We start from the raw sequence: 24750 nt of genomic DNA, 5'->3' as shown, positions 1-24750 counted from the left end.
CAGCAGCTCTACAAACGGCGCAACGTGGTCGAACGCTGCTTCAACCGCTTGAAACAATGGCGCGGCATCGCCACCCGCTACGACAAGACCGCCGAATCCTACCAGGCAGCCGTCACCCTCGCATCGCTCCTGATGTGGGCCTGACATTTGAAGACAACTCCTAGGGCGCTTCCGACGGATCCCCGCGGCATCGCGACTCCCCCAGCTACCGCTGGGAGGCCCCCCAGGCACGCTCCCTGAGCACACGGAGCGGGCCCAGGAGGGCTTCGCCCGTCAGACCGGGACCAGGTACATCGGCGAGGGCGCGGACCTCACCTCCTGACGGAACCGGTGTTCTCCAGCACAGCCAGATGGCGTTCGGCGATGATGTCCCAGGAGTAGGTCTCCTGCAGTCGCCGGGCGGCCCGCCGGGCACGGCGCAGCGTGGCCTCGTCCAGGCTGTCGACGCAGCGCGTGAGATCCTCCGCGGTGGAGCCGTAGCAGATGCCGGCGTCACCGAGCGCCTCGCGCAGGAAGGGCCACCGCGACACCAGTGACGGCAGGCCCAGCCCCACCGCGTCACCGACCGTGCCGGTCGTCAGCATCTCGCCGTCCTCGAAGGGCAGGACGAGCACGTCGACCGTGGCCAGCCGCCGGTTGTACTCGGCGCGCGGCACTCTCTCGTACGGCAGTGCCACGATGCGCGGGTCCGCCACGCACGCCCGCTCACCGGGCGCGAGCGACAGGACGTACAGCTCGATGTCCGATCGGCGGGAGGCCGCGACGGCGCGCATCACGAGGTCGACCCGCTTTTCCCGCCGGGGCGCACCGATCACACCGAGCCGCAGCACTCCGTGGCGCAGGCCCAGACGCCGCTCCGCCTCGTGCCGGCCGAGAGCGCCGGCCTCCCGCATCAAGTGGCCGAAGTGGCCGTGGGGGATCACCCAGTGCCCGGTGCCCGGGCCGTACGCGTACCGTCCGACCGCCCGGGCCATCCCCCACTCGCTGTGATGGACGACCGCGTCGGCTGCCGCTGCCCACGCCCGGTAGACGGTTTCGCCCTCGCGGTCCCTGGCGTGGGGAATGAGGTTGTGCTGGGTCCATACGATCCGTACGCCGCCGGCCTTGAGGGCCGCGATCACCGCTCGATGTCTCGCCGGCACGCACGGCAGGAGCCGTTCGGGCCAGTGGAGGTGGAACTGGTCCCAGCCGCCCAACGGGGCCGGGTCCCCGTCGAACACCGGGCCCGGCAGGGGCGCGTGCACCACGCGTCCGGCGAGCGGAGCGTAGAGGGCGACATCGTACGGATGCCCCGGGGCGGAACTCAGTACGCGCAGCGGCTGCGTCACCGGTGAGCTACCCGTCGCCGACCGGGCCATGGTGCCGCTTCACAAGATTCTCCACGTCCCCGACGGCCGTCTCGACCGGAGGCAGAGCCAGACAGGCGAGACGGGCCTGCCTGGCGCGACGGCGCACGCCGGTGTCGTCGAGGAGCCGCCTGCACACGGACGCGACCCCGGCCGGCGTGGGATCGGTGATCTCGGCGCCGAGACCCAGCTCGGCGACACGGGCCGCGTTCACCGGCTGGTCCGCGAGCTGCGGGAGGACCGCCATGGGCGTCCCGGTGCGGATCGCCTCCCGCACGCTGTTGTAGCCGCCGTGGGTGACGAAGAGACAGGCTTCCTCCAGCAGCAACGGCTGCGGCACCGAGTCGACGACGAGCACATGCGGTGCCGGGCGGAGGTCGGGCACCGGAACACCGCTGGTGGACACGACCGCCCTGCAGTCGACCTGCGCCAGTCCGTCGACCATGGCGCGCAGTACGGCGACCGGGTCCGGGCGGCCGGGGGGAGGCGGGGAGCCGCCGGGCGAGGGCAGGAAGAGGGGCAGTGCCCAGCCGATGCCCGCGTACACGAGGGGCCGGTCCAGGGGCAGGTCGGCGATGCTCGTCTGCAGTGCCGCCTTCGGGTCGGCGAAGGCCGGCTGGCGGTACGTCAGCGCCGTGGGCAGGTGCGGGGCAAAGGTGAAGGAGGGCGGCAGGTAGTCGAGGTGCCCGTACGGCATCATCGAGAGCGGGTCGGTCCGCTGGGGCAGTCCGGCCGTGGCCCGCCACCGGTTGAGATGCGGCAGGACCGCCGCGGGGTCCGTGTAGGCCTTGGCGCCCGACGGCAACGCGAGGTGGGGAACGCCCAGCCGCTCGGCCACCAGCACGGCGCTGACGTCCATCCCGTCGCGCAGGATCACGTCCGGCTTGAACCTCTGGGCAACCGTCTCCAGGGCCCGGTACTGGCCCTTGAGGTGCGGCCCCGCGAGCACGAAGGCCACCGACTCCTCGGACGCCGTGCCGTTCTGCATCCGCTCGACAGCCTCCTCGCACTCCCGGCCGGCCGTCATCGCGTCGTCGAGCAGATCCGGCAGGCAGGCCGTCGCCGAGAACCCCCGGTCGAGGAAGATGTCGCCCAGGTGCGCCTCGGTGGCGATGTGCACCTCGTGACCGGCTTCGGCGAGCAGGCGCGCGAACCGGAGCGCCTCACGCGTGTGGGACGGGGACAGCACCGCAGTACACAGGACACGCATGAGCAACAATCCCCAATCGTCGCGTGGCATGGTCGACCGGCTGTGGAGTGTCCGGAGACATGGTGTGCGCGGGCGGGTCGGTCGGCGGACGGTACGGTGCCCTCATCAGGGAAGCAGCCTGGCCGGTCTTGGTCTCCATACCACCGAACGACGGCCGCCACACGGCGGGTGACGTCCCGCCGACGTGAATCATCCGTGCGGATGGAAGACCGGGGAACAGCCGTCCGGCACCACCAGGCGCGGCTACAGTCCGCCCGTGCTCCTCCTCTCGCACGACGATCTGTCCCGCTTCCGCCGACGCGGCAAGGACCCGGCATTCGAGGCGGCGTGGCAGCGCCTGCGGGCACGAGCCGACTCGGCACTGGCCCTCGGCCTCACCCCGCCTGTCCTGGGCGCCGGCTGGTACCACGCCTTCTTCTGCCCCTCCCACGGAACCGAGCTCGTCTTCGACCCGGCGTCGCCGCACAGCCACCGGTGCCCGGCCGACGGCGAGACGTACCGCGGTGAACCGTTCGACAGCGCCTGGCGGCATCATGCCCACACCGCACTGGCGGCCGGGGCCCGGGACGTCGCACTGGCCTGGCTGATGACCGAGGAGGAGACGTACGCGTCGCACGTCGCGACCACACTGGGCGCGTACGCCGACCTCTACGCCCGCTACCCGCCGCACGGCGAGATCGCGGGGCAGGGCCGGGCCATGGGGCAGTCGCTGGACGAGGCGACCTGGGCGGTCGCCGTGGCCCGCGCGTACGACTGTGTCCGCGGCGGCCTCACCGCCACGGCCCGTGCACACATCGAACAGGACCTGTTGCGGCCGGCGGGCGAGCACCTCCTCGGCGAGCTGGCCCCTCGGGTGCACAACGTCGAGTGCTGGCATCTCGCCGCGCTGGCCACGCTGGGAGTTGTCACCGGAGACGACCGGTTCGTCTCCCCCGTCATCGACGGTGCGTTCGGGCTGGACAGGCAACTGCGGGACGGCGTACTGGCGGACGGGTGGTGGTACGAGGGCTCGGCCGGCTACCACTTCTACACGCTGGAAGCGGTGTCCGCGCTGCTGTCGGCGCTGCGCCATCGCGAGCCGGCGGTCCTGGGCCGACCGCAGCTCCGTGAGATGTTCGCCGCACCACTGCGTCTGGCCCGTGCCGATCTCACCCTGCCGGCGCTCAACGACGGCTGGACGGACGTCACCCGTCCCCCGGGGGTGGGCCGGTACGCGGCTCTGTACGAACTGGCCTGGGGGCTGTGGCACGACCCGGCGCACGCCGGTGTCCTCGCGCAGGTCCACGCCGGTGGCGGGCTTCCCCGTGACAGCGTGGAGGCGCTGCTGTACGGGCCGGAGGCCGCCGGACTCTCCGCGGCCCCGACGGCCGTGTTCCCCTCCGTCAGGCAGACGGGCCTGTGCCCCGCCTCCGGCTACGCGGTGCTCCAGGAACGGACGCCGTGCCCACCGGCCCCGGGCACCGAGCGCTGGCTGCTCCTCAAGTACGGCCCGCACGGCGGTTTCCACGGCCATCCGGACAAACTGTCGCTCGACCTCCATGCCTTCGGGCACCGGCTCTCCCCCGACCTGGGCACTCCCGGGTACGGTGTGCCCGCCACCCGCACGTGGTATCAGCAGACCCTCGCCCACAACACGGTGGTCTTGGGTGAGCAGTCCCAGCCACCGGGTACGGGACACCTCCTCGCGTTCCGTCCCGTGGGCGAGGACGGCGCCGAAGGGACGGGTCAGGTCGGGGTCGCGGACGCCGTCGTCGGCTGGCCCGACGCCCCGGAGCAGGGGCCCTATGCCGGAGTCAGACTGCGCCGCTGCCTGCTGTGGCGGCCGGGCCCCGACCCGTACGTGCTCGACGTGGTCCTCGTCGACAGCCCAGGCCCGCAGCGCATCGACCTCGCCTGGCACCATCTGGGGACACTCGTCTCGCCACCGGCTGCCGAGCCGGGGCCTGTCGACATCCAGCCCGCGAACGCGACGTACGCGCTGTTGGAACAGGTGCACCGGCTTCCGGTCCAGGGCACGGACGACGCGGGCGGCCGGTCGCCGCGAACCGTCTGGACCGCCGAGTGGCGTCTCGACGACGTGCCCGACATCGGTACCCGCATCTGGGGCATCGACGAGCGGGCAGCCACCGTCTGGTCCGCCAGGGCCCCGGCCGATCCGCCCGCCGACCGGATGGCATTCCTGCTCCGCCGTGTCGAGGGGGCCCAGGCGTGCTTCGTCAGCGTCCTGGAGCCGTTCCGGGGCGCTGCCCGTGTGCGGCGGGTCCGACGGGAGCCGGGCTGCTCATCCGCCTCATTCCTGCGGGTGTCCGTGGACATGGCCGACGGTGCCTGCGAACAGTGGACACTCGACATCGCCGACGCGTATGTCAGTGACACTCCGCTCGTCTGGACGTTGGCCCGCAGGGGAGTGTCTGTTGGACGTCGTCATTGACGGTGTCCTGCCTGAATCGAGAGGACGATGTCGTGGCTGTCCGGCTACCGCCGGCTCAGCCCCCGCTACGAACGCCAGACACGCGACTACCCGGCCTTCCTCGGATTCGCCACCGCCCTCCGCTGCTGCCGGGCGGTCAGCGCTTGTACCGGATACATGAGGAGGCAGCGGTCGGCCGGCTACCGCCCGTCTTCCGCTCGGCCTGCCCCTCGGAATCGTCGCGTCGTCGACACGGTGCCGGCGATCGGATCAGCGGCCCACGTGGTGGCCGCCCTCCGCCGGAAGCACCGCCCCGGTGGTCCAGCGGCTCTCGTCGGAGAGCAGGAACAGGGCGGCACGGGCCATGTCGTCAGCCGGAGCCACATGGTTCATCGGCGACATGGAGGCGAGGTGGTCCTGCATGGCGGCGGGGAGCATGTCCCACATCTCCGTGCGCGTGGAGCCCGGGGCGAGGGCGTTGACGCGCACGTTGTGCGGGGCGAGTTCCAGCGCGGCGCTCTTGGTGAGGCCGTTGACCGCCCACTTCGAGGCGACGTACTCGGAGATGCCCGCCACGCCGACCATGCCGCCGATGGAGGAGACGTTGACGATCGATCCGCCGCCGGTGGCGAGCAGGGCGCGGATCTCGTACTTCATCGACAGGAAGACACCCTTGGCGTTGACCTCCATGATCCGGTCGTAGACGTCGGTGGGTTTGTCGTGCACGGGGGTGCCGTCACTGGTGACGCCGGCGGCGTTCAGGGCGCCGTCGAGGCGGCCGAACCGCTGGACCGCGGTGGCGACCGCCGCTGCCACGGAGGCTTCGTCGGTCACATCGAGGGGGACGGCGACCACCTCGGTGCTCCCTGTCGTCAGTTCGGCGGCCAGCTCCTCCAGGCGGTCGACGCGCCGTGCGCCGGCGATGACGGTCGCGCCCTCGGCGGCGAAGCGCCGCACCGCGGCCTCGCCCATGCCGGCGGACGCGCCGGTGATCAGGATGACCTTGTCTTCCAGTCTCCGGGCCCGGAGCGTGAGCGGCGCGGGATTGCGGTTGGGATGCGTGGTCATGCGGTGGCTCCAAAGGGGAGGGGACGGGTAAGGGGAGACGGTCGTGGACGTGCACAGCGTCCGCGGCGACCGCTCTCCTCAACGATGGAGTTCGCCGGGCCCGGGTACCAGAGACCGCGTTTGGCTAGGACTGGCAGGGCGACGCTGTTCTGTCAGAACTGGGTGACCATGGGTCCATGGAACGCATGGAACTCGCCCGTTGTCTGCGCGGCTGGCGCGACCGCCTCGCTCCGGCGAGCGTCGGACTGCCCACCGGAGGGCGTCGACGCGCGCCCGGCCTCAGACGCGCGGAGGTCGCGCTGCTCGCCGGGCTCTCCGTGGACTACCTCGCCCGTCTCGAACAAGGACGAGCGGGCAATCCGTCGCCGTCGGTGGTGGAATCCCTGGCCCGGGCGCTGCGCCTGTCCGACGACGAGAACGCATACTTCTTCCGGCTCGCGGGGCACGCCGATCCGCGCGTCAACGGCATCAGCAGGCACATCGCGCCCGGAGTGCAGCGCATGCTGGACCGGATGACCGACACGCCGGTGCTCGTGCTGGACGCCGCATGGCAGGTGGTCGCCACCAACCCGCTGCTCATCGCTCTGCTGGGGGAACTGTCCGCGGGTACGGCACGCGACCAGAACCTGTTGTGGCGGCACTTCACCGGCGTCCCGTCACGCGTGGCCACCACGCCCGAGCAGGACGCCGTTTTCGAGTCCGCGGCCGCCGCGGACCTGCGGGCCGCCGCGGGGCGCCACTCGGGCGATCCTCTGCTGCGCGGCCTCATCGCCGACCTCCGGCGAGCGAGTCCCCGCTTCGAGTCCCTGTGGCAGGAACGCGCCGTGGCCCGCCACGCCTCCGCCCGCAAGACGATCCTCCACCCCCAGGTGGGTCCCCTGACCCTCGACTGCGACGTCCTCACTGTCGAGGGCAGTGACCTGCGCGCCGTTCTCTACACAGCCGTCCCGGGGTCGTCGGACGATCACGCACTCGAACTGCTGCGGACCATAGGGACCCAGTTCTCGCAGAGCGCGTCGTAGCGGTTGCTTCCCGCCGGTCCGGCGCGGGGTCGGGCGCGTCCGGCCGCAGGGCGAGGCGCGGCAGGAAGAAGGCGACGAGCGGCCCGATCCCGAGGGCGTACACCGCCGTGCCGATGCCGACGGTGCCGCCGAGCAGCCATCCGCCCACCAGGACCGACGCCTCGATGAGGGTACGGGCGACGAGGAGCGGAACACCCAGTCGCGCCAGTCCTGTCATCAGCCCGTCCCGGGGGCCCGGTCCCCAGCCGGCCCCGACGTACAGCCCGGTGGCCACCGCGGTGCCGACGACTCCGCCGAGGAGGAAGAGCAGCCGCCACGGCCAGGGGTGTGGAGCCGGCAGGACCCGCAGCGCCTGGTCGAGGACGGGGCCGACGAGGACGGCGTTCGCGAGGGTGCCGATGCCGGGGCGTTGCCGCAGGGGGACCCAGAGGGCGAACACGGCGGCCGAGACCAGGACGACCACGAGCCCGAGAGTCAGCCCGGTGGTACGCGCGACGCCCTGGGTGAGCACGGTCCACGGGTCCGTTCCCAGGCCCGCCCGGACCAGCAGGGCCGTGCTGACGCCGTACAGGGCGAGACCTGACAGCAGGAGGACGGCGCGCCGCGCTATCCGGTCTCCGGCGCGCCTCATCGCGTACCGGACCCCAGCAGGACGGCGGCGGCGTCCGCGGCGTCGGCCACCGCCCGCGCGGCGGCCTGCGGCCCCTCGACGACCACCCGCCCGGCCACGCCGTCGACGAGCAACAGCAGTTGTGAGGCGATGCGTTCGGGTGCCGGCGTCCCGGCCTGTACGCACAGCGTGGTGAGCAGTTCGCGCAGCCACCGCTTCTCCCTCAGGACGGCCTGGCGTACGGGGTCCTCGGGATCGACCACCTCGGCAGCGGCGTTGAGGAAGGCGCAGCCCCGGCCACCCTTGCTCTCGTACCGGTGAGCCAGCCAGGAGAACACGGCCGCCGGCCGGGCGGCCGGATCCTCCACGCCGGCCAGCCACTCCTCCAGTTCCGCGGCCGCCTCGTCGTGACGGTGCCGCAGCGCCGTCGCGGCGAGGTCGCTCTTGCCGCTGAAGTGGGCGTACAGCGTCGGCTTCGACACACCGGCTTCCTGCGCGACGGTGTCCACCCCGGTGGCCGCGAAGCCCCGGTTGTAGAAGACCTCCTCCGCGCTTCTGACGAGCTGGTTCCTGGCACTCCTTCGAGGACTCATGAAACTTAACTTACCAGTAAGGCAAGATTCCGTCATCGCAAGTCGTCGCTTCCCGCCCTCCCGGCCCGCACGACGTGGACCGGGACCGCGCTCATCTCCAGCCCCGGCCATGAGCGTCACGCAGAACTGGGTGCGGAGCCCCTGGGAAACGCGGAGATGGCCCGGCTGCTCACTTCGGCGCGGAGGAGGCCCCCGATGAGCGATGTTCCACACGGCGACCGCCAAGGCTCGCGGAACGGCACAACGGCTCGCGTCGACCGTTAAGACGCTCCTGCCGGCCCTGGCGGCGTCGCGGGCGTACTGCCTCAGCAGCGCACTCCCCCACCAGTCATCGCGCAGGCAAGGCGGCACCACGCTGAAGCCGTCGACCGGCACCGGAGTGCGCCGACCGGGGCTCCGATTCCCCGTCAGGAGCCGGACACTTCGACGGCAGGTCCCGACCGGCCCACGGGCGTGACCCCGACCCCTTGGCGCTGCTCGTCGCTGCTCACGCCCTTCCCCCGATCTCCTTCGACTTCGGCCGGGTCGGGTGGCCCCGACCGTTCAACTGCCCGCCCGCCTCCGCGGCCAGCCCGCTCCCGGCCGGCTACAGGTGCGCACGTGCACCCAGGCGCGGAGCGACGAGTACGTCATCGAGGGCGGCGGCCGCCTTCAATCCGGCGGCGGTCGAGCCGATGGCGGCCTCCGTGAGGTTGGTGAATGGCAGGTGACGGTCCGGATGACCGCGCCGTCGGCGCCCGGCCGGGGCCGGGGCGCCGCGTCATCACTCACCCGTCCGCGCGGTCGCGCAGGAACAGTGACGCGGCGAGTACGGCCAGGACGGCCGCCGCGGCCAGCAACAGCGATACCTGGAAGCCACGCAGGGACGGCACGGCCGCACCCCCCATGGGCAGCGTCATCTGCGCGAGCACCGTGCCGATCACCGAACTGGACAGGCTGGTCCCCACGAAGCGCATCAGCGTGTTGAGGCCGTTGGCCGCGCCGGTCTCGGACGCGTCCACGGCCCCCATGATCAGAGCCGGCATGGCCGCGTAGGCCAGACCGATCCCGGCCCCCACCGCAGTGACCATCACCAGGATCCCCCCGACGGAACCCAGCAGCAGCGCGCCTGCCGCGCAGCTCACAGCGATGACGGTCAGCCCCGCGAGGAGCGCGGTCCGTGGGCCGCGACGGGCCGTGAGAAGGGCGGAGAGCGGGGAGACCGCCATCATGGCGAGCCCGGTCGGCGCCATGACCAGTCCCGCGCCGACCATCGGCAGACCCAGCCCGTGGCCGGTGTTCGTAGAAAGCTGGAGAAGCTGTGGGGCCGTCAAGGACACGGCGTAGTAGGCGATTCCGACGCCGAGCGCGGCGGTGTTGGCCAGGAGGACCGGACGGCGCGCGGTGGCCCGCAGGTCCACCAGGGGATCTCCGCGCCGCAGTTCCAGCACTCCGAAACCGGCCAGCAGCAGGGCGGCGGCGAGGAAGAGCGCCAGCGTCGTGCCGCTGAGCCACCCCCAGGCGGCCCCCTTGGTGATGGCCAGCAGCAGGCACACCATCGCCAGGGACAGGGTGAGCGCGCCGGCGAAGTCGAAGCGGCCGGACGCCCTGTCCGGCGAGACGGGGACCACGGCCACCACCAGAGCCGCCGCCAGCGCGCCGAGGCCGGCGGTGGTGAGGAAGAGGACGTGCCAGTCGGCGTGTTCGGCCACGAACGCGGCCGCGGGCAGACACAGGGCACCGCCCACGCCCACCGAGGAGCTCATCAACCCCGTGGCGGCACCGAGCCGCTCGGGCGGGAGGACGTCCCGCATGATGCCGATGCCCAGCGGGACGACACCGATGGCCATGCCTTGCAGCGCCCTGCCCACGATCATGAGGCCGTAGTCGGAGGTGGCCGCCGAGACGAGGGAGCCGGCCGTCATCAGAGCCAGCCCGACCAGCACCATGCGCCGTTTGCCGTAGAGGTCGCCCAGGCGGCCGGTGATCGGCGTGGACACCGCCGCGGCCAGCAACGTGGCGGTCATGATCCATGTCGCGTCGCCCGCGGAGGTGTGGAGCAGTCCGGGAAGGCGTGAGACGACCGGGAGCAGCAAGGACTGCATGACAGCCACCGAGACGCCCGCGAAGGCGAGCGTTCCGATCACCGCGCCGTCGCGTCGCCGACGGCTCCGGCCGGCCGGTGCGGTGGGCTCCCGGCGCACCGCGGTCGTCTGGGAAAGGGGCATGGCGAAGCACTCCGGATGATCGGCCGAGCGGGGATACCCGGTGTCCGCGAGAGGGGTCACCAGAGGTGACGGCAGGGAGCACCGAGGTCTTGTCCAGTGGACAATACGGCGGTCCTTGTACACTGGACAAGTCGTCCGGCCCCGCCACCGCCCCGAGCGGCGGACCGGCACAGAACAGGGAGGAAGCCGTCGTGCCCATCACCCGTGAAGAGGTCACCGACGCGGCTCTCGCGGTGCTGCGGCGCGAGGGCCTGGACGCGCTCAGCCTGCGCACCGTCGCCGAGCACCTGGGCGTGCGGCACAACACCGTCCGCTGGCACGTCAGCACCAAAGCGCAACTGCTGGAGCTGCTCTCCGACCGGGTCCTCGCCGGCTGGGACGCCCGACGCCTGCCCGAACCCCCCATGGAGCGGGCCCGCGCGCTCTACGAGATCGCCCGTCGCGCGCTGCTCGCCCACCGCGACGGCGCCCGGCTGGTGTCCGGGGTCTTCACCACCGGCCCCCACACCCTGTCCTTCACCGAAGCAGCGCTCAGCGCGCTCGTCGAGGCCGGCCGCAGCCCCCGTGAGGCCATGTGGACCCACTGGTCCGTCTTCTACTTCCTGCTCGGACTGACCACCGAACAGCAGGCCGGGACCGAGGACCGGGCGGCGGCTCTGGAGCAGGCGCTGCGGGACCAGCCCCTCCCCACGCTCGCGCAGGCGGCGCCCTTCCTGCTTGAGCCCGACTTCGACAAGCGGTTCACACACGGGCTGGAGGCCCTGCTGGGCGGAGCCTGACCTCGGGCCCTCCGGCTCCGGCGTCGCCTCTGGTGAGCGCGAGGGCGGGAGGCGGAGGGCACCCGGGCCCGTGCTCCACACACGGGTCACGGTTCTCTCACGACGCTCGGCCGACCGCGCCTCTCCTTCCGGCGAGCGCCGTCGATGCGACGATGACCCATGCGACGACCGTGAGAGCGGCCGCTGTCGTGAAGGCCGCCCGGAGGCCGGGCACGAACGCGCCGGGCACCGCGCCGAGGGAGTGGACCGAGACGATCACGGCGAGCCCGATCGCTCCGCCGAGCTGCTGGGTGGTCTGGAGCAGCCCCGAGGCGGCCCCCGCGTGGTCGGGTCCGACGTCGCCGAGGACCAGGGAGGCGGCGGGGGTGAAGGTGAGACCGGCGAAGACACCGTTGAGCAGCAGCGGGCCGAGCACAGCGGTGGCGTATCCGCTGGAGGCGGCGACGTTGCCGAGCCACAGATAGCCGGCGGTGAGGCCCAGGGTGCCGGCCAGCAGGAGTGGAGTCCGGCCGAACCGGGCGAGCAGGCGCGGGGTGACGCGGGACATGGCGAAGATGCCGAGGGTCATGGGCAGAAAGGCGAGTCCTGCCCGCAGCGGACCGAATCCCAGGACCCGCTGGACGTACTGCACGACCAGAAAGAAGATCGACATCTGTGATCCGAAGACCAGCGCGGTGACGGCGAGACCGCCGAGACGGTCCCGGCTGCGCAGCAGCGCCGGGACGACGAGCGGGTCGGGCACCCGGCGCTCGGTCACGGCGAGCACCGCGGCCAGGGCGGCGCCCACGGCGAGCCCGCCGAGCGTCCGGAGCGATGTCCAGCCGTGGTCCGGGGCGCCGATCAAGGCCCACACGACCGCCACGGCCGCGCCGGTGGCCGAAACGGCGCCGACACCGTCGAACCGCCCGGGGCGTTTCGGCGTCCCGGCGACGAAGCGGGGAGCCAGCACGAGGACGGCCAGGCCGAGGGGAACGTTGATGAGCAGGGTCCAGCGCCATGAGCCGTACTCGGTCACCAGACCGCCGAGGACGAGGCCGAGCGTGCTGCCACCGATGCTGACGGCGGAGAACAGGGCGAGGGCACGATGGCGGGCGCCCTGATCGACGGCACCGGCGGTGAGCAGGGCGAGGACGCCGGGGGCGGCGAGGGCGGCTCCGACGCCCTGGGCCGCCCTCGCGACGATCAGAAGGGCGGGCGTGTGGGCCAGGCCGCCGAGCAACGAGGCCGCCGTGAAGAGGCCGAGACCGGCCTCGAAGACGCGGAGCCTGCCGTAGGCGTCCCCCAGCCGTCCGCCCAGCAGAAGCAGTCCGCCGAAGGCGAGGGTGTAGGCGTTGAGGACCCAGGACAGGCCGGCGGGGGTGAAGTCCAGGCCCGCCCCGATACGGGGAAGGGCCACGTTCACGATGGTCGTGTCCAGGGCGAGCATCAACTGCGCGACCAGGACGACGGCGATGCCGACGGCATGGCCGCGCCGTGGGCCGCTCCGGCCGGCCGGGGGCTCGGCGGGACGGGGTGGAGCGGGCGCGGGCGTGGAGGCGGGGCAAGGAGAAGGCACGGAAGTACGGGTTCCGATCAGGGTGAGGGGCAGACGGGCGGGCGGCGCGGCAGGCGGGTCACACCTGGGCCATGCCGCCGTCGACGAAGAGTTCGACGCCGGTGACGAAGCTGGAGGCGTCGCTGGAGAGGAAGGCCGCGGCCCTGCCGATCTCCTCGGGAGCGGCGATGCGTCCGGTGGGGTTGCCCTCCCCCATGGAGGCGAGGAGTGCGGCCACGCCGTCGGCCCCGCGGGCCTGCTCGGCCGCCTGCCGGAGGGACAGGGTGTCGACCGCCCCCGGACTGAGGACGTTCATGCGGATCCCGGACCCCTTGATGTCCTGGATCCAGGCGCGGACGAAGCACCGGACCGCGGCCTTGGCGCCTCCGTAGACGCTCATGGCGGCGGGCGGCTGCACGGAGGCGGTCGAGCCGATGACGACGACGGTTCCGCCGTCGGACATCAGAGGCAGCGCGGGCTGCACGGTGAACAGCACGCCCTTGACGTTGACGCCGAACGTCCGGTCGAACTGCTCTTCGGTGATCCGGCCCAAGGGGGCGTGGTCGCCGATGCCCGCGTTGGCGACGACGGCGTCGAGCTTCCCGTGCCGCGCTTCGACCTGGCGGTACATCAGCTCCATGTCCGCGAGGCGGGTGACGTCGGCCACGACGCCCTCGCACCGCGGCCCGAGCTGGGCGACCGCATCGTCGAGCCGGTCCTTCCGGAGGTCGGTGACGACCACCTGCGCCCCCTGCGCGACGAATTCGCGGGCGATACCGAGACCGACCCCGGAGGCACCGCCCGTGATGACGGCCACCTTGTTCTGCAATGTCATGGTCATGACCTCTCTGTGATCACACGCGACCTCTCCTGACCGCGCGCGCCGGAGACGGGAGCGCTCGACGCGGCGGTCCGCGGAGCGCATGCCCTAGAGTTGAAACGGAGGCACCGCCACTTTAAGTGGAGGCGCCGCCGCTTAGTTCAGGTTAAGTGGAGACGCCCCCACTTAGCAAGCCGGGGTGACAGGAGAAGACGGTGCCCGACGAGACAGGACGCCCGCTGCGGGCCGATGCGCAGCGCAACCGCGAGAAGATCCTCTCGGCGGCGGTGCGCGTGTTCGCCGAGGAAGGCCTCCACGCACACCTGGAGCGCATCGCGAAGGAAGCCGGCGTGGGCTCGGGCACCCTGTACCGCAACTTCCCCACCAGGGAGGTACTGATCGAGGCGGCCTACCGCAACGAGCTGGCCAAGCTCTGCGACGCGGCGCCCCGGCTCCTCTCCGACCTGCCGCCCCGGGAAGCCCTGCGCGCGTGGATGGGTCGCTTCATCGACTACGCCACCGCCAAACTGGGCATGGCGGACGCCCTGCGCGCGCTCGTGGACGCGGGGGTCAATCCCTACGCGCAGAGCCACGACATGATGCTGGAGGCCATCGCCTCGCTCCTGGAGGCCAACACCGCGGCCGGCACCGTCCGTACGGACATCGGCCCGGCCGATCTGTTCGCCGCCCTCACCGGTATCGCCCTGGCATCCGGCAGAGCCGAGCAGCGGGAACAGGCGGAGCGCCTGCTCGACCTCACCTTCGACGGTCTGAGCGTCCGTTCCTGACCGGAGGCACGGCGTTCCCTCACGAACGGCGCCCCGGTCGATCACGTAAAGGCAGGGCGTGCGGGCCGGTCACGGCCGGCCCGCACGCCCTGCTTCTCCCGCGCTCCTACTCCTTCATGCCGATCGCGTCCACCGGACGCGTCCGCAGCATCAGGCGTGCGGGCAGCATCGCCCCGGCCACCGCCAGTACGGCCGTGGAGCCCAGGATGGCCAGCCAGCCCAGCGCCGGGGCGGTCGGCACCGCGGTGCCGGTCAGGGCGGTCGCGATCAGCATCAGCGGGGGCAGAGCCAGTACCGCACCCACCATGGCGCCGACGGCGACCACCGTCAGGCTCTCGCGCCGCATCATGGAAAGCACCTGGGAGCGATCCGTGCCGGTCAGCCTCAGCAGCGCGAACTCCCGCCTACGGGCGGCGGTGTTCATGGCCTGGGTGTTCACGACCGTGATGGCCGTATAGGCGATGATCAGGCCGACCACCAGGTAGTTCACCCAGGCGGTCGCCCGCTGCTCCTCGACCTGGGCGTCGGCCGCCAGGGCGCCGCTCAGGGCGGTGCCCGGGTAGTCACGCGCCAGCGCCGAGAGCTGCCGCGCCGCGGCGTCGGCGGAGCCGGGTGCCGACCGGACCAGGACGGACCGGTCGACGGCCTCCGTGGTGTGGGAGAGCAGCAGATCGTGGTCGAAGGTGAGGTCGGCGAAGCCGAAGCCCCGGCCGTACACGGCGATCACCTTGCCGTCGAAGGCCGTGCCGTCCCCCAGGTACAAGTGGGCCCGGTCGCCGACGTCCAGCCCCAGCCAGGAGGCCGCCGTCGCGCTGAGGGCCACCGTGTCCCGCCTGAGGGCGGACAGGTCACCGTCCCGTTCGTCCAGGTCGAGCGTGCCCGCCAGCGCTCTCGGCTCGACGCCCTGGGCACTCAGTGACACGGCCTCCTCCTCCCCGAGCAGCGAGCCCACCCCGACGGCCTTGGAGCGCACCACGCCGGTCGCGGCCGCCACCCCGGGCACCTCCGCCGCTCTGCGCGCCAGTTGCGGTGAGACGCCGGACGGAGCGGTCAGCACGTGGTCGGCGACCGTACCGGAGCGAATCTCGTCGGCCGACTGACTCAGTTGCGTGGTCTGGGTGAACACCACCGTCGCGGCGAAGGAGACGGCCAGGACGAGCGGGGTGACGGCGCCTGCCGTCCGGACCGCCGCGCTGCGGGTGTTGGCCGCGGCCAGCCACCCGGTGACGCCCGTCCGGCGCAGCAACGGAGCGAGCAGCCCGATCGCCGCACGGGTGAGCAGCGGCCCGAGCACGGCGGCGGCGACGGCGAGCAGCAGGACAAGGGAGTTGGCCAGCCCCACGAGGGTCAGGAAGTCGGCCCGGTATCCCAGACCGAGGCCGCACACCGCGGCGGCCAGGGCCAGCAGCACACCACCGGTGACCACGCGCCCCCGGCCGAGGCGGGCGGGCTCGGACGCCGCCTCCCCCAGGGCTTCGCCGGGCCGGACACGGGCCGCCCGCCGGGCCGCGACGAAGGCCGCCACCACGGCGGTCAGCACGGTCGCGACGACGGCGACCAGGAACGGGATCGGACCGATCACCGGCCGGAAGTCCGGCGGGACGATGCCCCGGCCCGCGAACTGCGCACTGAGCCAGTACACGACACCGGTCCCCAAGGGGCACCCGAGCACACCCGCCACCAGGCCCGCCACCGCCGACTCGGCGGCGATCATCGTGTGCAGCTGACGCGGTGTGGTGCCGATCGCCCGCAGCAGCGCCAGCTCGCGACGGCGATGGCGTACGGCGAGCGAGGTCGTGGCACACAGCACGAACACGGCCACCAGCAGAACGTTTCCCCCGATGCCGGTGGCGAGTTCGACCACGCGTGCGGCGCCGACGGCGACGTCGGTGAACTCGGCCCTGCCGCGGTCACCGCCCGTGTACACGGCGACGGACCGCTCCCCCCTCAGGGTCCGCTCGATGTCCGAGGCCACCGCGGACGGCGTGGCCCCGGGCGTGGTCAGCACACCGAAGGCGTACGCGCCGCGTGCGGCGTCGGGGAGCAGTCGGTCGAGAGCGGAGTCGGCGGCGAACAGCACGGACTGCCGGGGAGTTCGGCCGCCGTCGAGCGCGACCAGGCCGGCCACCTCGAACGTGACGGGAGCCGCATGCGTCATGAGCCGTACGGAGGAGCCGGCCCGCAGTCCGCTGCGGGCGGCGAGGTCGGCGTCCAGCACGACCTCGTGGGCGCCGCGCGGCTGGTGGCCCGTGATGAGACGGAAGCCGCCCAGTGTGCGGCTGCCCCAGTTGTGCAACTGCGGTGACGCGCCGTTGTGACCGGTCACCGTCCGGTCACCGGCCAGCAGCCGGACCGCGGTGCCCCGGTCCGGCACCACGGACGCGACGCCGTCGACCGCGGCGAGGTCAGCGGCGAGGTCCGCCGGCAGCACGAGGCGTTCGGGCAGCGGCTGTGAGCTGCGGTAGGTCGAGCCGTCGGCGGATTGCACGTCGAGTTCCGCGTGCTGTCGCCCGGCGACGATCAGCGGTGCCTTTTCGTAGCGTTCGGGAGGCGGAGCGGAGCGCAGCCCGGACTCCAGGAGTACTCCGCAGGCGCTGATCACCGCCGCGCCCAGGAGCAGGGCGACGAAGGTCGCGGTGAACGGCCCCGTACGGGCGCGGAGCGTCGCGAGGGCGAGGCGCAGCATCAGCGGCCCCTTCGCAGCTCGGACATCACGCGCTTGACCTGGTCCGCGGAGGGCCGGTCCGCACGGTGCGCCACGCGTCCGGCCTCCAGGAAGACGACCCGGTCGGTGTGCTGGGCCGCCACAGGGTCGTGGGTGACCATCACCACGGTCTGGTGCAGGTCGGTCACCGCCTGCCGGAGCAGGTGCAGGATGTCCTGGGCGGTGTCGGGATCGAGCGCACCGGTGGGTTCGTCGGCGAAGACGACCTCCGGCCGGGTGATCAGAGCGCGCGCGATGGCCACTCGCTGCTGCTGCCCCCCGGAGAGTTCGGCGGGGCGGCGGCGCAGCAGCCCGGTCAGTCCGACACCGGCCGCGACGCCGTCGAGCGAGGCGCTGTCGGCGGCGGCCCCGGCCAGTCTCAGGGGCAGGGTGATGTTCTGCTCCACGGTGAGGGACGGCAGCAGGTTGAAGGCCTGGAAGACGAAGCCGATACGGGTCCTGCGGTACTCGGTGAGCTCTCTCTCACTCAGTTCGGCGAGGTTCTGGCCGTTGAGCTGCACGATGCCGGAGGTGGGCCGGTCGAGGCCGGCGGCACACTGCAAGAAGGTGCTCTTGCCCGAGCCGGACGGCCCCATGACGGCGGTGAACGTGGCGGCGGGGATGCCGAGGCTCACCTGGTCGAGGGCGACGGCCGCCGACTCGCCGTCGCCGTGGCGCTTGGTCACCTGGGTCATGCGTACGGCGCTTCCGGTGGGGGCGGCGGGGGTGTCGGCCGGTGTCTGCCGACGGCGTGCTCTGAGCATGAAAGGCCTCGTCGAGTGAGGTGGCGGGTGGTGCCTCAAGTCCATCCGCCACGAGGCACCGACTCCTCCGCCCTCGCGTCGAATCCTCTCCTCCGCCCGCCGGAGGAAGCGGGGCGAGGCCTCCGCCGACAGGACGAGCGGGCCCGGCCGCGGCCCGGAGCGGCACTCGTCTCTTCTCCTCCTTGAGGAGGGGCCACCAGGGAGGAGGGGTGACGAACGGGTCCGCCCTCGGGACGGCGGTACGGGCAAATTTTCCCTTTAAAGTTGAACGATGAAAGCGACAGGCTCCCTGGCGGGGCGCGGCGTACCGGCCGCGTTGACGGACACCGTGCTGGCTCTTCTGGCCGCGGGGGGATGTCTCGCGCTGCCCTCGGTGATTCCCGCGGACAGCCAGGGCCTGCGGGCACCGGACACCTGGTGGTTCGTCCTCATCCTGCTGGTCGCGCTGCCCATGACGGTGCACCGCCGCCTGCCGCTGGGCACCTTGCTGGTGACGGCGGCGGCGACGAGCACGATGCAGGCGCTGACGTACGTTCCTCAGCTTTCGGGAGCCGAGGGCACCTCGATCGGGCCGCCGTATCTGGTCGTCGCCACGGCCGTGTTCCTCACGGCCGTACGCCGTGAACCCTGGATCACCACCGTCGTGGCGGGGGTGTTCATCCCGCTCGACTCCCTGGTGGAGGGGCTCATCGCGCCGCCGGGGCACCGGGTCACCACGTTCCTGACCCAGGCCGTCATCCTGCTGGCGGCCTGGGCGCTGGGCCGCCTCGCGAAGGCGCGTGCCGCGATCAGGGACGAGGCCGTGGAACGCGCGGCGGCGCTCGAACGCGAACAGGCTGCCACCGCCCGCGCGGCGGTGATGCACGAGCGGGCCCGCATCGCCCGGGAACTGCACGACATCGTCGCCCACAACGTGAGCCTCATGGTCGTGCAGACCATCGCCGCCGACCGGGTCCAGGACCGTGACCCGGAGAAGGCCCACGAACTGCACGCGACGGTCGAGCAGACCGGTCGGGACACCGTCACGGAGTTGCGCCGGCTCCTGGATGTGCTGCGGACGGACGAGGAGGCCCCGGCCGCCCCTTCCAAGGAACCGCCGCAGCCGACCGTGGACGGCCTCCCCTCACTGATCGACTCCGTGCGGGAGACGGGCCTGGACGTCGAGTACAGCGTGCTCGGCACACCGCTCCCCCTGCCGGCCGGATCCCACCTGACGGCCTATCGCGTCGTCCAGGAAGCGCTGACCAATACGATGAAGCACGCCGGTCCGACGCGGACCCGCGTCCAGCTCATCTGGGAGGACGGACCGGAACGCCTCACCATCCGGATCTGCGACGACGGACCGGACGCGGCCGCCGGGCGGGTCTCCGCGGCACCCGCGAACGGCAGCGGGTACGGCCTGGTCGGCATGCGGGAACGGATCGCCGCCGTGGGCGGCACCCTGCACACCGGTACGCGGCCCGGCGGCGGCTTCTGCGTCCACGCCGTCCTGAAGCCGTCCTGAAGCCTCCCGGCAGCAGCCATGCAGCCGTTCCGACCATCAGCACCATGACGAAGGAATCGAACCGTATGCGGCGTATCAGCGTTCTGCTGGCCGACGACCAGCCCATGATCCGGACGGGTTTCCGGCTCATCCTGGAAGCCGAGGGGGACATCGACGTCGTCGGGGAGGCGTCCGACGGCCGGGAGGCCGTGGCGGAGACCGAGCGGCTGACCCCCGACGTCGTCCTCATGGACATCCGGATGCCGAACATGGACGGCGTGGAGGCCACCCGGCTGATCACCCGCAGCGTGCCGTCCAGCCACGTCATCGTCCTCACCACCTTCGACCTGGACGCCCACGTCGTGGACGCGCTGCGGTCGGGGGCCGGCGGCTTCCTGGTGAAGGACGGCCCCGCCGACTCCCTGGTGGAGGCGATCCGGACGGTGGCCACGGGGGACGCCGTGCTCGCTCCCCGCGTCACGCGCCGGCTGCTGGACCGGTTCGCCGGCATGCCGTCGGAGACCGCGCCCACCGTGCCGCCCCGGCTCGACGCGCTCACGGCCCGCGAGCTGGACGTGCTGCGCGCTCTGGCGCGCGGCCTGTCGAACGCGGAGGTCGGCCGGGAACTGGGCATCGGCGAGACGACCGTGAAGTCCCATGTCGCGCGCATCCTGGAGAAGTTCCAGTTGCGCGACCGGGTGCAGGCGGTGGTCCTGGCGTACGACTGCGGACTGGTGACACCACGCTCGGCCCCCACCCCGGGCCCTCGTTGACGCTCCCGCCCTCGGCGCCCGGGCGCGGGCCCGCCGGGGCCGTATGGGCCACGGCCGGCCGTGGGCGGATCTGAGCAGAGGCGAGCAGTCGTCGCGCCCCCGAATGAGCAGTCATGACCCGCATGATGAGACGACGAGGTCCGGAACAGGCCGCCTGGCCTGCGACGACCGGACTCGTACGGGCACTGTCGCGCCCCTGACCAAGCGGGCGTTCCCCTCAGGCCCCTGTTCTCTCTGCTGAAGGTGTTCCATGCGCATCCTGTTCTCCGGCACGCCGGCCCACGGCCACCTGCTGCCGCTTCTCCCCCTGGAAAGGGCGGCCCGCCAGGCCGGTCACACCACCGCGTTCCTGACCCACGCCTCCCTCGAAGACCTGGTGGCGCCCGCCCCCGTCCACGCGGCGGGTGCGACGCTCGAAGAGACCCTGGGCGAGTTCCAGCGGCGCACCGGGAAGAACGCCGCCACCGACATGAGCCCGGCCACCGCGGGCGAGTTCTTCGGCGGCACCCGTGTCGACCTCGGCGCGGACGGCGCCCTGGCAGCGGCCCGTGACTTCGCCCCGGACCTGGTGATAGCGGAGACCGCGGACTTCCTCGGTCCGCTGGTTGCTTCCCGGCTGGGCGTGGAGTGGGTCTCCCACGGCGTGGGGATCGCCCTGGACGCGCCCTTGGCCGAGGCCATGTGGGCGACGGCCGCCGCCCGCGCGGCGGAGCGGGGCATCGTCCTGGCCCGGCCGTCGGCGACGGTCGATCCATGGCCCGACTGCCTCCAGCGCGACGACTGGGAGCCGGCACCGGACCGCGTCACCATCCGGCCCCAGGCACACGGGACCGAGACCGGAACCGATTGGCAGGCTCCGTCCTTCCCCGGCCGTGAGCACCTGCCCCGGGTCCTCGTGACGCTGGGCACGATCATCGACGACACCGACGTGCTCACCCGGATCGTCGCCTCGCTCACCGAGCACGACGTGAACGTCGTGGCCGTCCTGCCGCCCTCGGCCGCGGACCAGACCCTGCCCGTCGGCGGGAGCGGCGTCCACGTGACCGGATTCGTCCCCATGGCGCTGCTGCTCCAGGGGGTGGACGCGGTCGTCTCCTCCGGTGGTGCCGGAACGGTGCTCTCGGTACTCGGTGCCGGCGTCCCGATGGTGATCCTGCCCATGGGTCTCGACAAGCCCCTGAACGCCGAGCGAACGGCCGCCCTGGGTGCCGCGGAGGTCATCGGCTCGGCGGACGAAGCCGGTGAGGCGGTCGTACGGGTGCTGCGGGAGCCGTCGTTCCGGGTCGCCGCCGGGGCGGCCGCCCGGAACATCGCCGCGATGACCCCGGCCGCCGAAGTCCTGTCGCTCCTGACCGACCTCCGTGCCTGAGCCCCTCCCGGGCGCGGACAGGATGTCGGCAGCCGCGCGAGCCGACGACGGAAGGCAGAGGAAAGAGGAAGAATCATGTACGCGATCCGTCAACACGCCTTCGGCGCACCCGACAAGCTGGTGTACGAAGAGGTGGACACACCGTCGCCGGGCCCGGGCGAGGTCCGTCTCGCCGTGACCGCGGCGGGGGTCCACCTCATGGACACCGTGCTGCGCGCGGGGCGCGAGATGGGGATGGCGCTGCCGCGCCTGCCCATGACCCCGGGCCGGGAGGCCGCGGGCATCGTGGAGGCGGTCGGCACGGAGGTCGACGCAGCCTGGCTCGGGGCGCGGGTGGTCGCCTATCTCGGGCACGAGCGCAACGGCGGTTACGCCACGCACGCCGTGACCTCGGCCGACTCCCTGCACCGCGTTCCCGACGGGCTCGACGACGACGCCGCCGTCACCATGATCGGAACCGGGCGGACCGCGGTCGGTGTCCTGGAGCAGGCCGCTCTGTCGAGCGAGGACGTCGTCGTGGTCACGGCGGCCGCCGGGGGCCTGGGCACGCTGCTGGTGCAGGCGGCACGACGGGCGGGTGCCGTGGTCGTAGGACTGTCGGGCAGTCGGCGGAAGCTCGACGTGGTGCTGGAGCAGGGCGCGGACGGTGCGGTGGACTACACCCTGCCGGGCTGGGAGGAGCGACTCGACGAGGCGCTGGGCGGCGAACCGTCGACCGTCGTCCTCGACGGGGTGGGCGGCCGGCTCGGCCGGGCCGCCGCTGAGTCGCTCGGCGAGGGGGGACGGCATCTGTACTTCGGCTGGGCCTCCGACGAGGGCCGGTTCACCAGCTTCTCGCCCCAGGAGTTGGAGCAGTACGGCATCACCTCCCGGTTGGCGGTGGGTCCCGCGCTGTTCGGGCTGCCGGGCGGTGTCCGCGGGCTGGAGGAGACGGCGCTCCGGTGGGCGGCGGACGGACGGTTCAGCCCTGTCGTCCAGTCCTTCCCCCTCGCCCGTGCGGCGCAGGCCCACCACGCCCTGGAGACCCGCGCCACCATCGGCAAGGTGGTTCTGCGGCCGGGAACCGACGGGCGTCCGTGACCGAGGGGCGGTCCGCGCAGCGCCCGCCGGGGGGCGGCTGCGCGGACTGTCACGTCGTCATGGAGGAAGCAGCGGCAGGCCGTTCTCCTCGTGACGCCACATGATCTCCTCGACCCGCGAGACCGCGGAGGTCAGGTGCCGCCGGTAGGTGCTGTACGGCATGTCCAGTCGCCGGGCCGCCGCCTCCTGGGTGGGCGCCCCCTCGACAAAGGCGAGCGTGGCGACCCGGAGCGCCTTGTCTCCCCCGCGCTCGGTGACGAGGCCCGCGACGGCGTGGGCGAGCACCTCCCGCAGCGTCATACCGTGGTCGGTGACCAGGCGGCTGCGACGCAACGGGTTCGCTTCCAGGGCCCGTGGCTGGTTCAGGTCGCGCAGCGCGGAGCGGACCGCGGCGGTGAACTCCGGGCGGCTCAGGGCCGGTGGGGCGAGGGGGGCGCGGGGCCGGGGAAGAGACGTACCGGAACCGGCCGAGCCCATGTCGGTGGCGGACAGCAGGGCCTGCTGCTTGGCCGACAGCCACGCTCGGGGCGGCAGGTCACGCCAGTCGTGGGCGAAGACGCGGTAGGCCGATTCTCCGACGGTGACAGACTGCTCCAGCGGCGTCATGTCGCAGAACTCCATGTGCGCGTTCCAGAACCCGTCGTCGCGCAGCACGATGAACGACCACGCCGGTCCGCTGTCCCGCAGGAGTTCGCCGAGCATGCGCCAGAGCATCAGGTCCATCACCGGCGAGGGCCGCTGATAGTGGCGCGGGTGGACGTGGAAGCGACCGAGGGCGACGTGCTCCCCGGGGCCGAGCGGCCCGTGGGAAGCGACATGCTCCCAGACCGCGGCGGCGACCGGGTCGTGCTCGCGGCCCTGGGCGGGCTCCGGTCGCAGCCAGGCGGAGAACGCCACGGCAGGTGCTGTGCCGCGCAGCCGCTGGACCCGGAAGTCCTGTGGCCGGCCGCGGAGCCAGAAGCGGACCACCTCGGCCGCGTCGGGGCCCTCCGCCTGTTCGGCGAGGGCCAGCACGCGTTTCTCGTCCGACGGCAGGTACGGGTGGTCCTCGACCAGCCCGGGGAGGTGCCACAGATGGCTCTGGGCCATGTGGCCCTCGCCCCGGTAGAGGAACTGCAGCGAACCGACCTCGTGCAGCAGCCGTTCGGCGGGTACGGAGCCGATCCGCTCCAGCAGGTGCTCGTGCAGGCGCCGGTACAGCTCGTCGAATCCCTCCGGGTCCCGCCACCGCAGGTCGGCCGCGAGTGCCTTCCGGACGATGTCGTGGGGGAAGATCCCTTCGGCGCAGTGGTCCACGTACGGCTGCTCGCGCAGCCACGCGAACAGTTCCGGGGCGTCGTCACCGACCAGGGCACGCAGGAGTGTCCCGGTCGTCACATGGGCCTGGGAACAGACCTCGAGAGCGAGGCGGTGCCGGGGGCCCGGGAGATCACCCAGCATCCGCCGCAGCAGCGACGCGACGACATCGGGGGCGGGGCTCCAGCGTCCGGAGCCTGGCAGGTCGCTCCCCTCCGTCCCGGCCACCTGAGCGGCGAGCGCCAGGACGAGGGGATGGCCGGAGGCGAAGGCGAGCAGGGGTCCGCGCCGGGCTGGGGCGACTCCCCGCCGCTCCAGGAAGGTCTCCGCCTCGCTCGCGCTGAGCTGCTCCAGCGCCACCACCTTGAGCAGGTCGCTCCAGCCGGGGTCCGCGGACCAGCCGACGTCGGGCGCGTGCCGGCCCGCGACGACGACCAGCACGTCGTCGGGCAGGCTCGGCAGGAACTCCTCGCGCAGCCAGCCCTCCAGGCTCTGGCAGTACTCGAAGGTGTCGATGAGCAGGAGGGCTCCCGACGTGTGCACGACCGCGGCGGCCGCCTTCTCGAAGGCCCCCGGCACGGCGGGCAGGGCCCGGCCGTCGACGTGGACCACCGGCCGGCCGACGCCGCGCGCCTCCTCGGCGTAGCGCCGCATGAGTGTCGACTTGCCGATGCCGCCGGGGCCGTGCACGTACAGCACGGAGGCGGCACCGGGCCGCCCGGCGAGGGCGTCGCGCAGCAGGGCCAGTTCGGTCTCCCTGCCGACGAAGGCGCTGGCTCTCGCCGTGCTCACACGCTCGGCGAGAGTGCGACGTGGCGGTGCTTCCATGTGTGGTCCTGCCTTCTTTCACGGCAGGTGCGTGCCGCATCACTTCCCGGGACCGTCACGACGGCC

At 72.5% G+C, this 24750-nt stretch carries 19 protein-coding genes and 1 pseudogene; 10 read left to right on the top strand and 10 right to left on the bottom strand.

Going from position 1 to position 24750, the window contains the following annotated elements:
- The coding region (locus AB0A97_RS19270) for a transposase (protein WP_361147433.1) at window positions 1-144 on the top strand (144 nt) is incomplete at its 5' end.
- Between the two features lie 167 nt (window positions 145-311).
- Here AB0A97_RS19270 and AB0A97_RS19265 read toward each other — a convergent pair.
- A complete protein-coding gene (locus AB0A97_RS19265) occupies window positions 312-1328 on the bottom strand; it encodes a glycosyltransferase (protein ID WP_361151059.1) in 1017 nt (338 codons plus the stop codon).
- A 7-nt stretch (window positions 1329-1335) separates the two neighbouring features.
- Window positions 1336-2556, bottom strand: a complete 1221-nt coding sequence (locus tag AB0A97_RS19260) for a glycosyltransferase (protein WP_361151056.1) — start codon at window positions 2554-2556, stop codon at window positions 1336-1338.
- Between the two features lie 256 nt (window positions 2557-2812).
- Here AB0A97_RS19260 and AB0A97_RS19255 point away from each other — a divergent pair, with 256 nt between their 5' ends.
- Together AB0A97_RS19255 and AB0A97_RS19250 are read left to right on the top strand one after the other, a co-directional pair.
- Window positions 2813-4987: a heparinase II/III family protein gene (locus AB0A97_RS19255; RefSeq protein ID WP_361151053.1), complete on the top strand. Its 2175-nt coding sequence runs from the start codon at window positions 2813-2815 to the stop codon at window positions 4985-4987.
- A gap of 15 nt (window positions 4988-5002) precedes the next feature.
- Window positions 5003-5125, top strand: a pseudogene (locus AB0A97_RS19250) (IS5/IS1182 family transposase); the annotation flags it as partial.
- Window positions 5126-5236: 111 nt separating this feature from the next.
- Here AB0A97_RS19250 and AB0A97_RS19245 read toward each other — a convergent pair.
- Window positions 5237-6034 (bottom strand): glucose 1-dehydrogenase, encoded by a 798-nt coding sequence (locus AB0A97_RS19245; RefSeq protein ID WP_361151051.1) that lies wholly within the window; start codon window positions 6032-6034, stop codon window positions 5237-5239.
- Between the two features lie 176 nt (window positions 6035-6210).
- Between AB0A97_RS19245 and AB0A97_RS19240 the strand changes: the two genes are divergently transcribed.
- A complete protein-coding gene (locus AB0A97_RS19240; protein WP_361151048.1) occupies window positions 6211-7056 on the top strand; it encodes a helix-turn-helix transcriptional regulator in 846 nt (281 codons plus the stop codon).
- A 627-nt stretch (window positions 7057-7683) separates the two neighbouring features.
- Here the strand turns inward: AB0A97_RS19240 and AB0A97_RS19235 are convergent.
- The gene (locus AB0A97_RS19235; protein WP_361151045.1) at window positions 7684-8259 is read right to left on the bottom strand and encodes a TetR/AcrR family transcriptional regulator; all 576 of its coding nucleotides are present in this window, start codon (window positions 8257-8259) and stop codon (window positions 7684-7686) included.
- A gap of 767 nt (window positions 8260-9026) precedes the next feature.
- Window positions 9027-10466, bottom strand: a complete 1440-nt coding sequence (locus tag AB0A97_RS19230; RefSeq protein ID WP_361151042.1) for an MFS transporter — start codon at window positions 10464-10466, stop codon at window positions 9027-9029.
- Window positions 10467-10657: 191 nt separating this feature from the next.
- On the opposite strand from AB0A97_RS19230, the gene AB0A97_RS19225 reads away from it, so the two are divergent.
- Window positions 10658-11245 (top strand): TetR/AcrR family transcriptional regulator C-terminal domain-containing protein, encoded by a 588-nt coding sequence (locus AB0A97_RS19225; RefSeq protein ID WP_361151039.1) that lies wholly within the window; start codon window positions 10658-10660, stop codon window positions 11243-11245.
- A 97-nt stretch (window positions 11246-11342) separates the two neighbouring features.
- On the opposite strand, the gene AB0A97_RS19220 is transcribed toward AB0A97_RS19225, so the two are convergent.
- The gene (locus AB0A97_RS19220; RefSeq protein WP_361151038.1) at window positions 11343-12800 is read right to left on the bottom strand and encodes an MFS transporter; all 1458 of its coding nucleotides are present in this window, start codon (window positions 12798-12800) and stop codon (window positions 11343-11345) included.
- A 58-nt stretch (window positions 12801-12858) separates the two neighbouring features.
- On the bottom strand, window positions 12859-13620 hold the full coding sequence (locus tag AB0A97_RS19215) for an SDR family oxidoreductase (RefSeq protein WP_361151036.1): 762 nt from the start codon (window positions 13618-13620) through the stop codon (window positions 12859-12861).
- Between the two features lie 194 nt (window positions 13621-13814).
- Between AB0A97_RS19215 and AB0A97_RS19210 the strand changes: the two genes are divergently transcribed.
- The gene (locus AB0A97_RS19210) at window positions 13815-14387 is read left to right on the top strand and encodes a helix-turn-helix domain-containing protein (RefSeq protein WP_361151033.1); all 573 of its coding nucleotides are present in this window, start codon (window positions 13815-13817) and stop codon (window positions 14385-14387) included.
- A 106-nt stretch (window positions 14388-14493) separates the two neighbouring features.
- Here the strand turns inward: AB0A97_RS19210 and AB0A97_RS19205 are convergent, their stop codons facing one another.
- Together AB0A97_RS19205 and AB0A97_RS19200 are read right to left on the bottom strand one after the other, a co-directional pair.
- The gene (locus AB0A97_RS19205) at window positions 14494-17073 is read right to left on the bottom strand and encodes an ABC transporter permease (protein ID WP_361151030.1); all 2580 of its coding nucleotides are present in this window, start codon (window positions 17071-17073) and stop codon (window positions 14494-14496) included.
- Window positions 17073-17855, bottom strand: a complete 783-nt coding sequence (locus AB0A97_RS19200) for an ABC transporter ATP-binding protein (protein ID WP_361151028.1) — start codon at window positions 17853-17855, stop codon at window positions 17073-17075. Before AB0A97_RS19200 ends, AB0A97_RS19205 begins: the two co-directional genes overlap by 1 nt.
- Before the next feature lie 271 nt (window positions 17856-18126).
- Between AB0A97_RS19200 and AB0A97_RS19195 the strand changes: the two genes are divergently transcribed.
- The 4 genes from AB0A97_RS19195 (at window position 18127) to AB0A97_RS19180 (ending at window position 22560) form a co-directional block, all read left to right on the top strand.
- Entirely contained in the window at window positions 18127-19359 is a 1233-nt protein-coding gene (locus AB0A97_RS19195; RefSeq protein WP_361151026.1) for a sensor histidine kinase, read from the top strand.
- A 44-nt stretch (window positions 19360-19403) separates the two neighbouring features.
- Window positions 19404-20111, top strand: coding sequence for a response regulator transcription factor (locus tag AB0A97_RS19190; protein WP_361151023.1), 708 nt, complete (start codon window positions 19404-19406; stop codon window positions 20109-20111).
- Between the two features lie 250 nt (window positions 20112-20361).
- On the top strand, window positions 20362-21480 hold the full coding sequence (locus tag AB0A97_RS19185) for a glycosyltransferase (protein WP_361151020.1): 1119 nt from the start codon (window positions 20362-20364) through the stop codon (window positions 21478-21480).
- Window positions 21481-21555: 75 nt separating this feature from the next.
- Window positions 21556-22560, top strand: coding sequence for a zinc-binding dehydrogenase (locus AB0A97_RS19180; RefSeq protein ID WP_361151018.1), 1005 nt, complete (start codon window positions 21556-21558; stop codon window positions 22558-22560).
- Window positions 22561-22617: 57 nt separating this feature from the next.
- Here AB0A97_RS19180 and AB0A97_RS19175 read toward each other — a convergent pair whose 3' ends face one another.
- Entirely contained in the window at window positions 22618-24648 is a 2031-nt protein-coding gene (locus AB0A97_RS19175) for an ATP-binding protein (protein ID WP_361151016.1), read from the bottom strand.
- Between the last annotated feature and the right edge of the window lie 102 nt (window positions 24649-24750).

It is taken from the genome of Streptomyces sp. NPDC045470 (assembly GCF_040646595.1).
In the GTDB taxonomy this organism is placed as follows: Bacteria; Actinomycetota; Actinomycetes; order Streptomycetales; family Streptomycetaceae; genus Streptomyces.
The sequence above is the reverse complement of the archived record's forward strand: the minus strand, read 5'-3'. Positions and strand labels throughout refer to the sequence as shown.

Excerpts from the sequence above, each read along its gene's own strand:
- AB0A97_RS19240 (WP_361151048.1), top strand. The coding sequence starts at position 6,211 with ATGGAACGCATGGAACTCGCCCGTTGTCTGCGCGGCTGGCGCGACCGC.
- AB0A97_RS19190 (WP_361151023.1), top strand. The coding sequence starts at position 19,404 with ATGACGAAGGAATCGAACCGTATGCGGCGTATCAGCGTTCTGCTGGCC.
- AB0A97_RS19205 (WP_361151030.1), bottom strand. The coding sequence starts at position 17,073 with ATGCTGCGCCTCGCCCTCGCGACGCTCCGCGCCCGTACGGGGCCGTTC.
- AB0A97_RS19180 (WP_361151018.1), top strand. The coding sequence starts at position 21,556 with ATGTACGCGATCCGTCAACACGCCTTCGGCGCACCCGACAAGCTGGTG.
- AB0A97_RS19200 (WP_361151028.1), bottom strand. The coding sequence starts at position 17,855 with ATGCTCAGAGCACGCCGTCGGCAGACACCGGCCGACACCCCCGCCGCC.
- AB0A97_RS19230 (WP_361151042.1), bottom strand. The coding sequence starts at position 10,466 with ATGCCCCTTTCCCAGACGACCGCGGTGCGCCGGGAGCCCACCGCACCG.
- AB0A97_RS19260 (WP_361151056.1), bottom strand. The coding sequence starts at position 2,556 with ATGCGTGTCCTGTGTACTGCGGTGCTGTCCCCGTCCCACACGCGTGAG.
- AB0A97_RS19185 (WP_361151020.1), top strand. The coding sequence starts at position 20,362 with ATGCGCATCCTGTTCTCCGGCACGCCGGCCCACGGCCACCTGCTGCCG.
- AB0A97_RS19215 (WP_361151036.1), bottom strand. The coding sequence starts at position 13,620 with ATGACCATGACATTGCAGAACAAGGTGGCCGTCATCACGGGCGGTGCC.
- AB0A97_RS19235 (WP_361151045.1), bottom strand. The coding sequence starts at position 8,259 with ATGAGTCCTCGAAGGAGTGCCAGGAACCAGCTCGTCAGAAGCGCGGAG.
- AB0A97_RS19195 (WP_361151026.1), top strand. The coding sequence starts at position 18,127 with ATGAAAGCGACAGGCTCCCTGGCGGGGCGCGGCGTACCGGCCGCGTTG.
- AB0A97_RS19245 (WP_361151051.1), bottom strand. The coding sequence starts at position 6,034 with ATGACCACGCATCCCAACCGCAATCCCGCGCCGCTCACGCTCCGGGCC.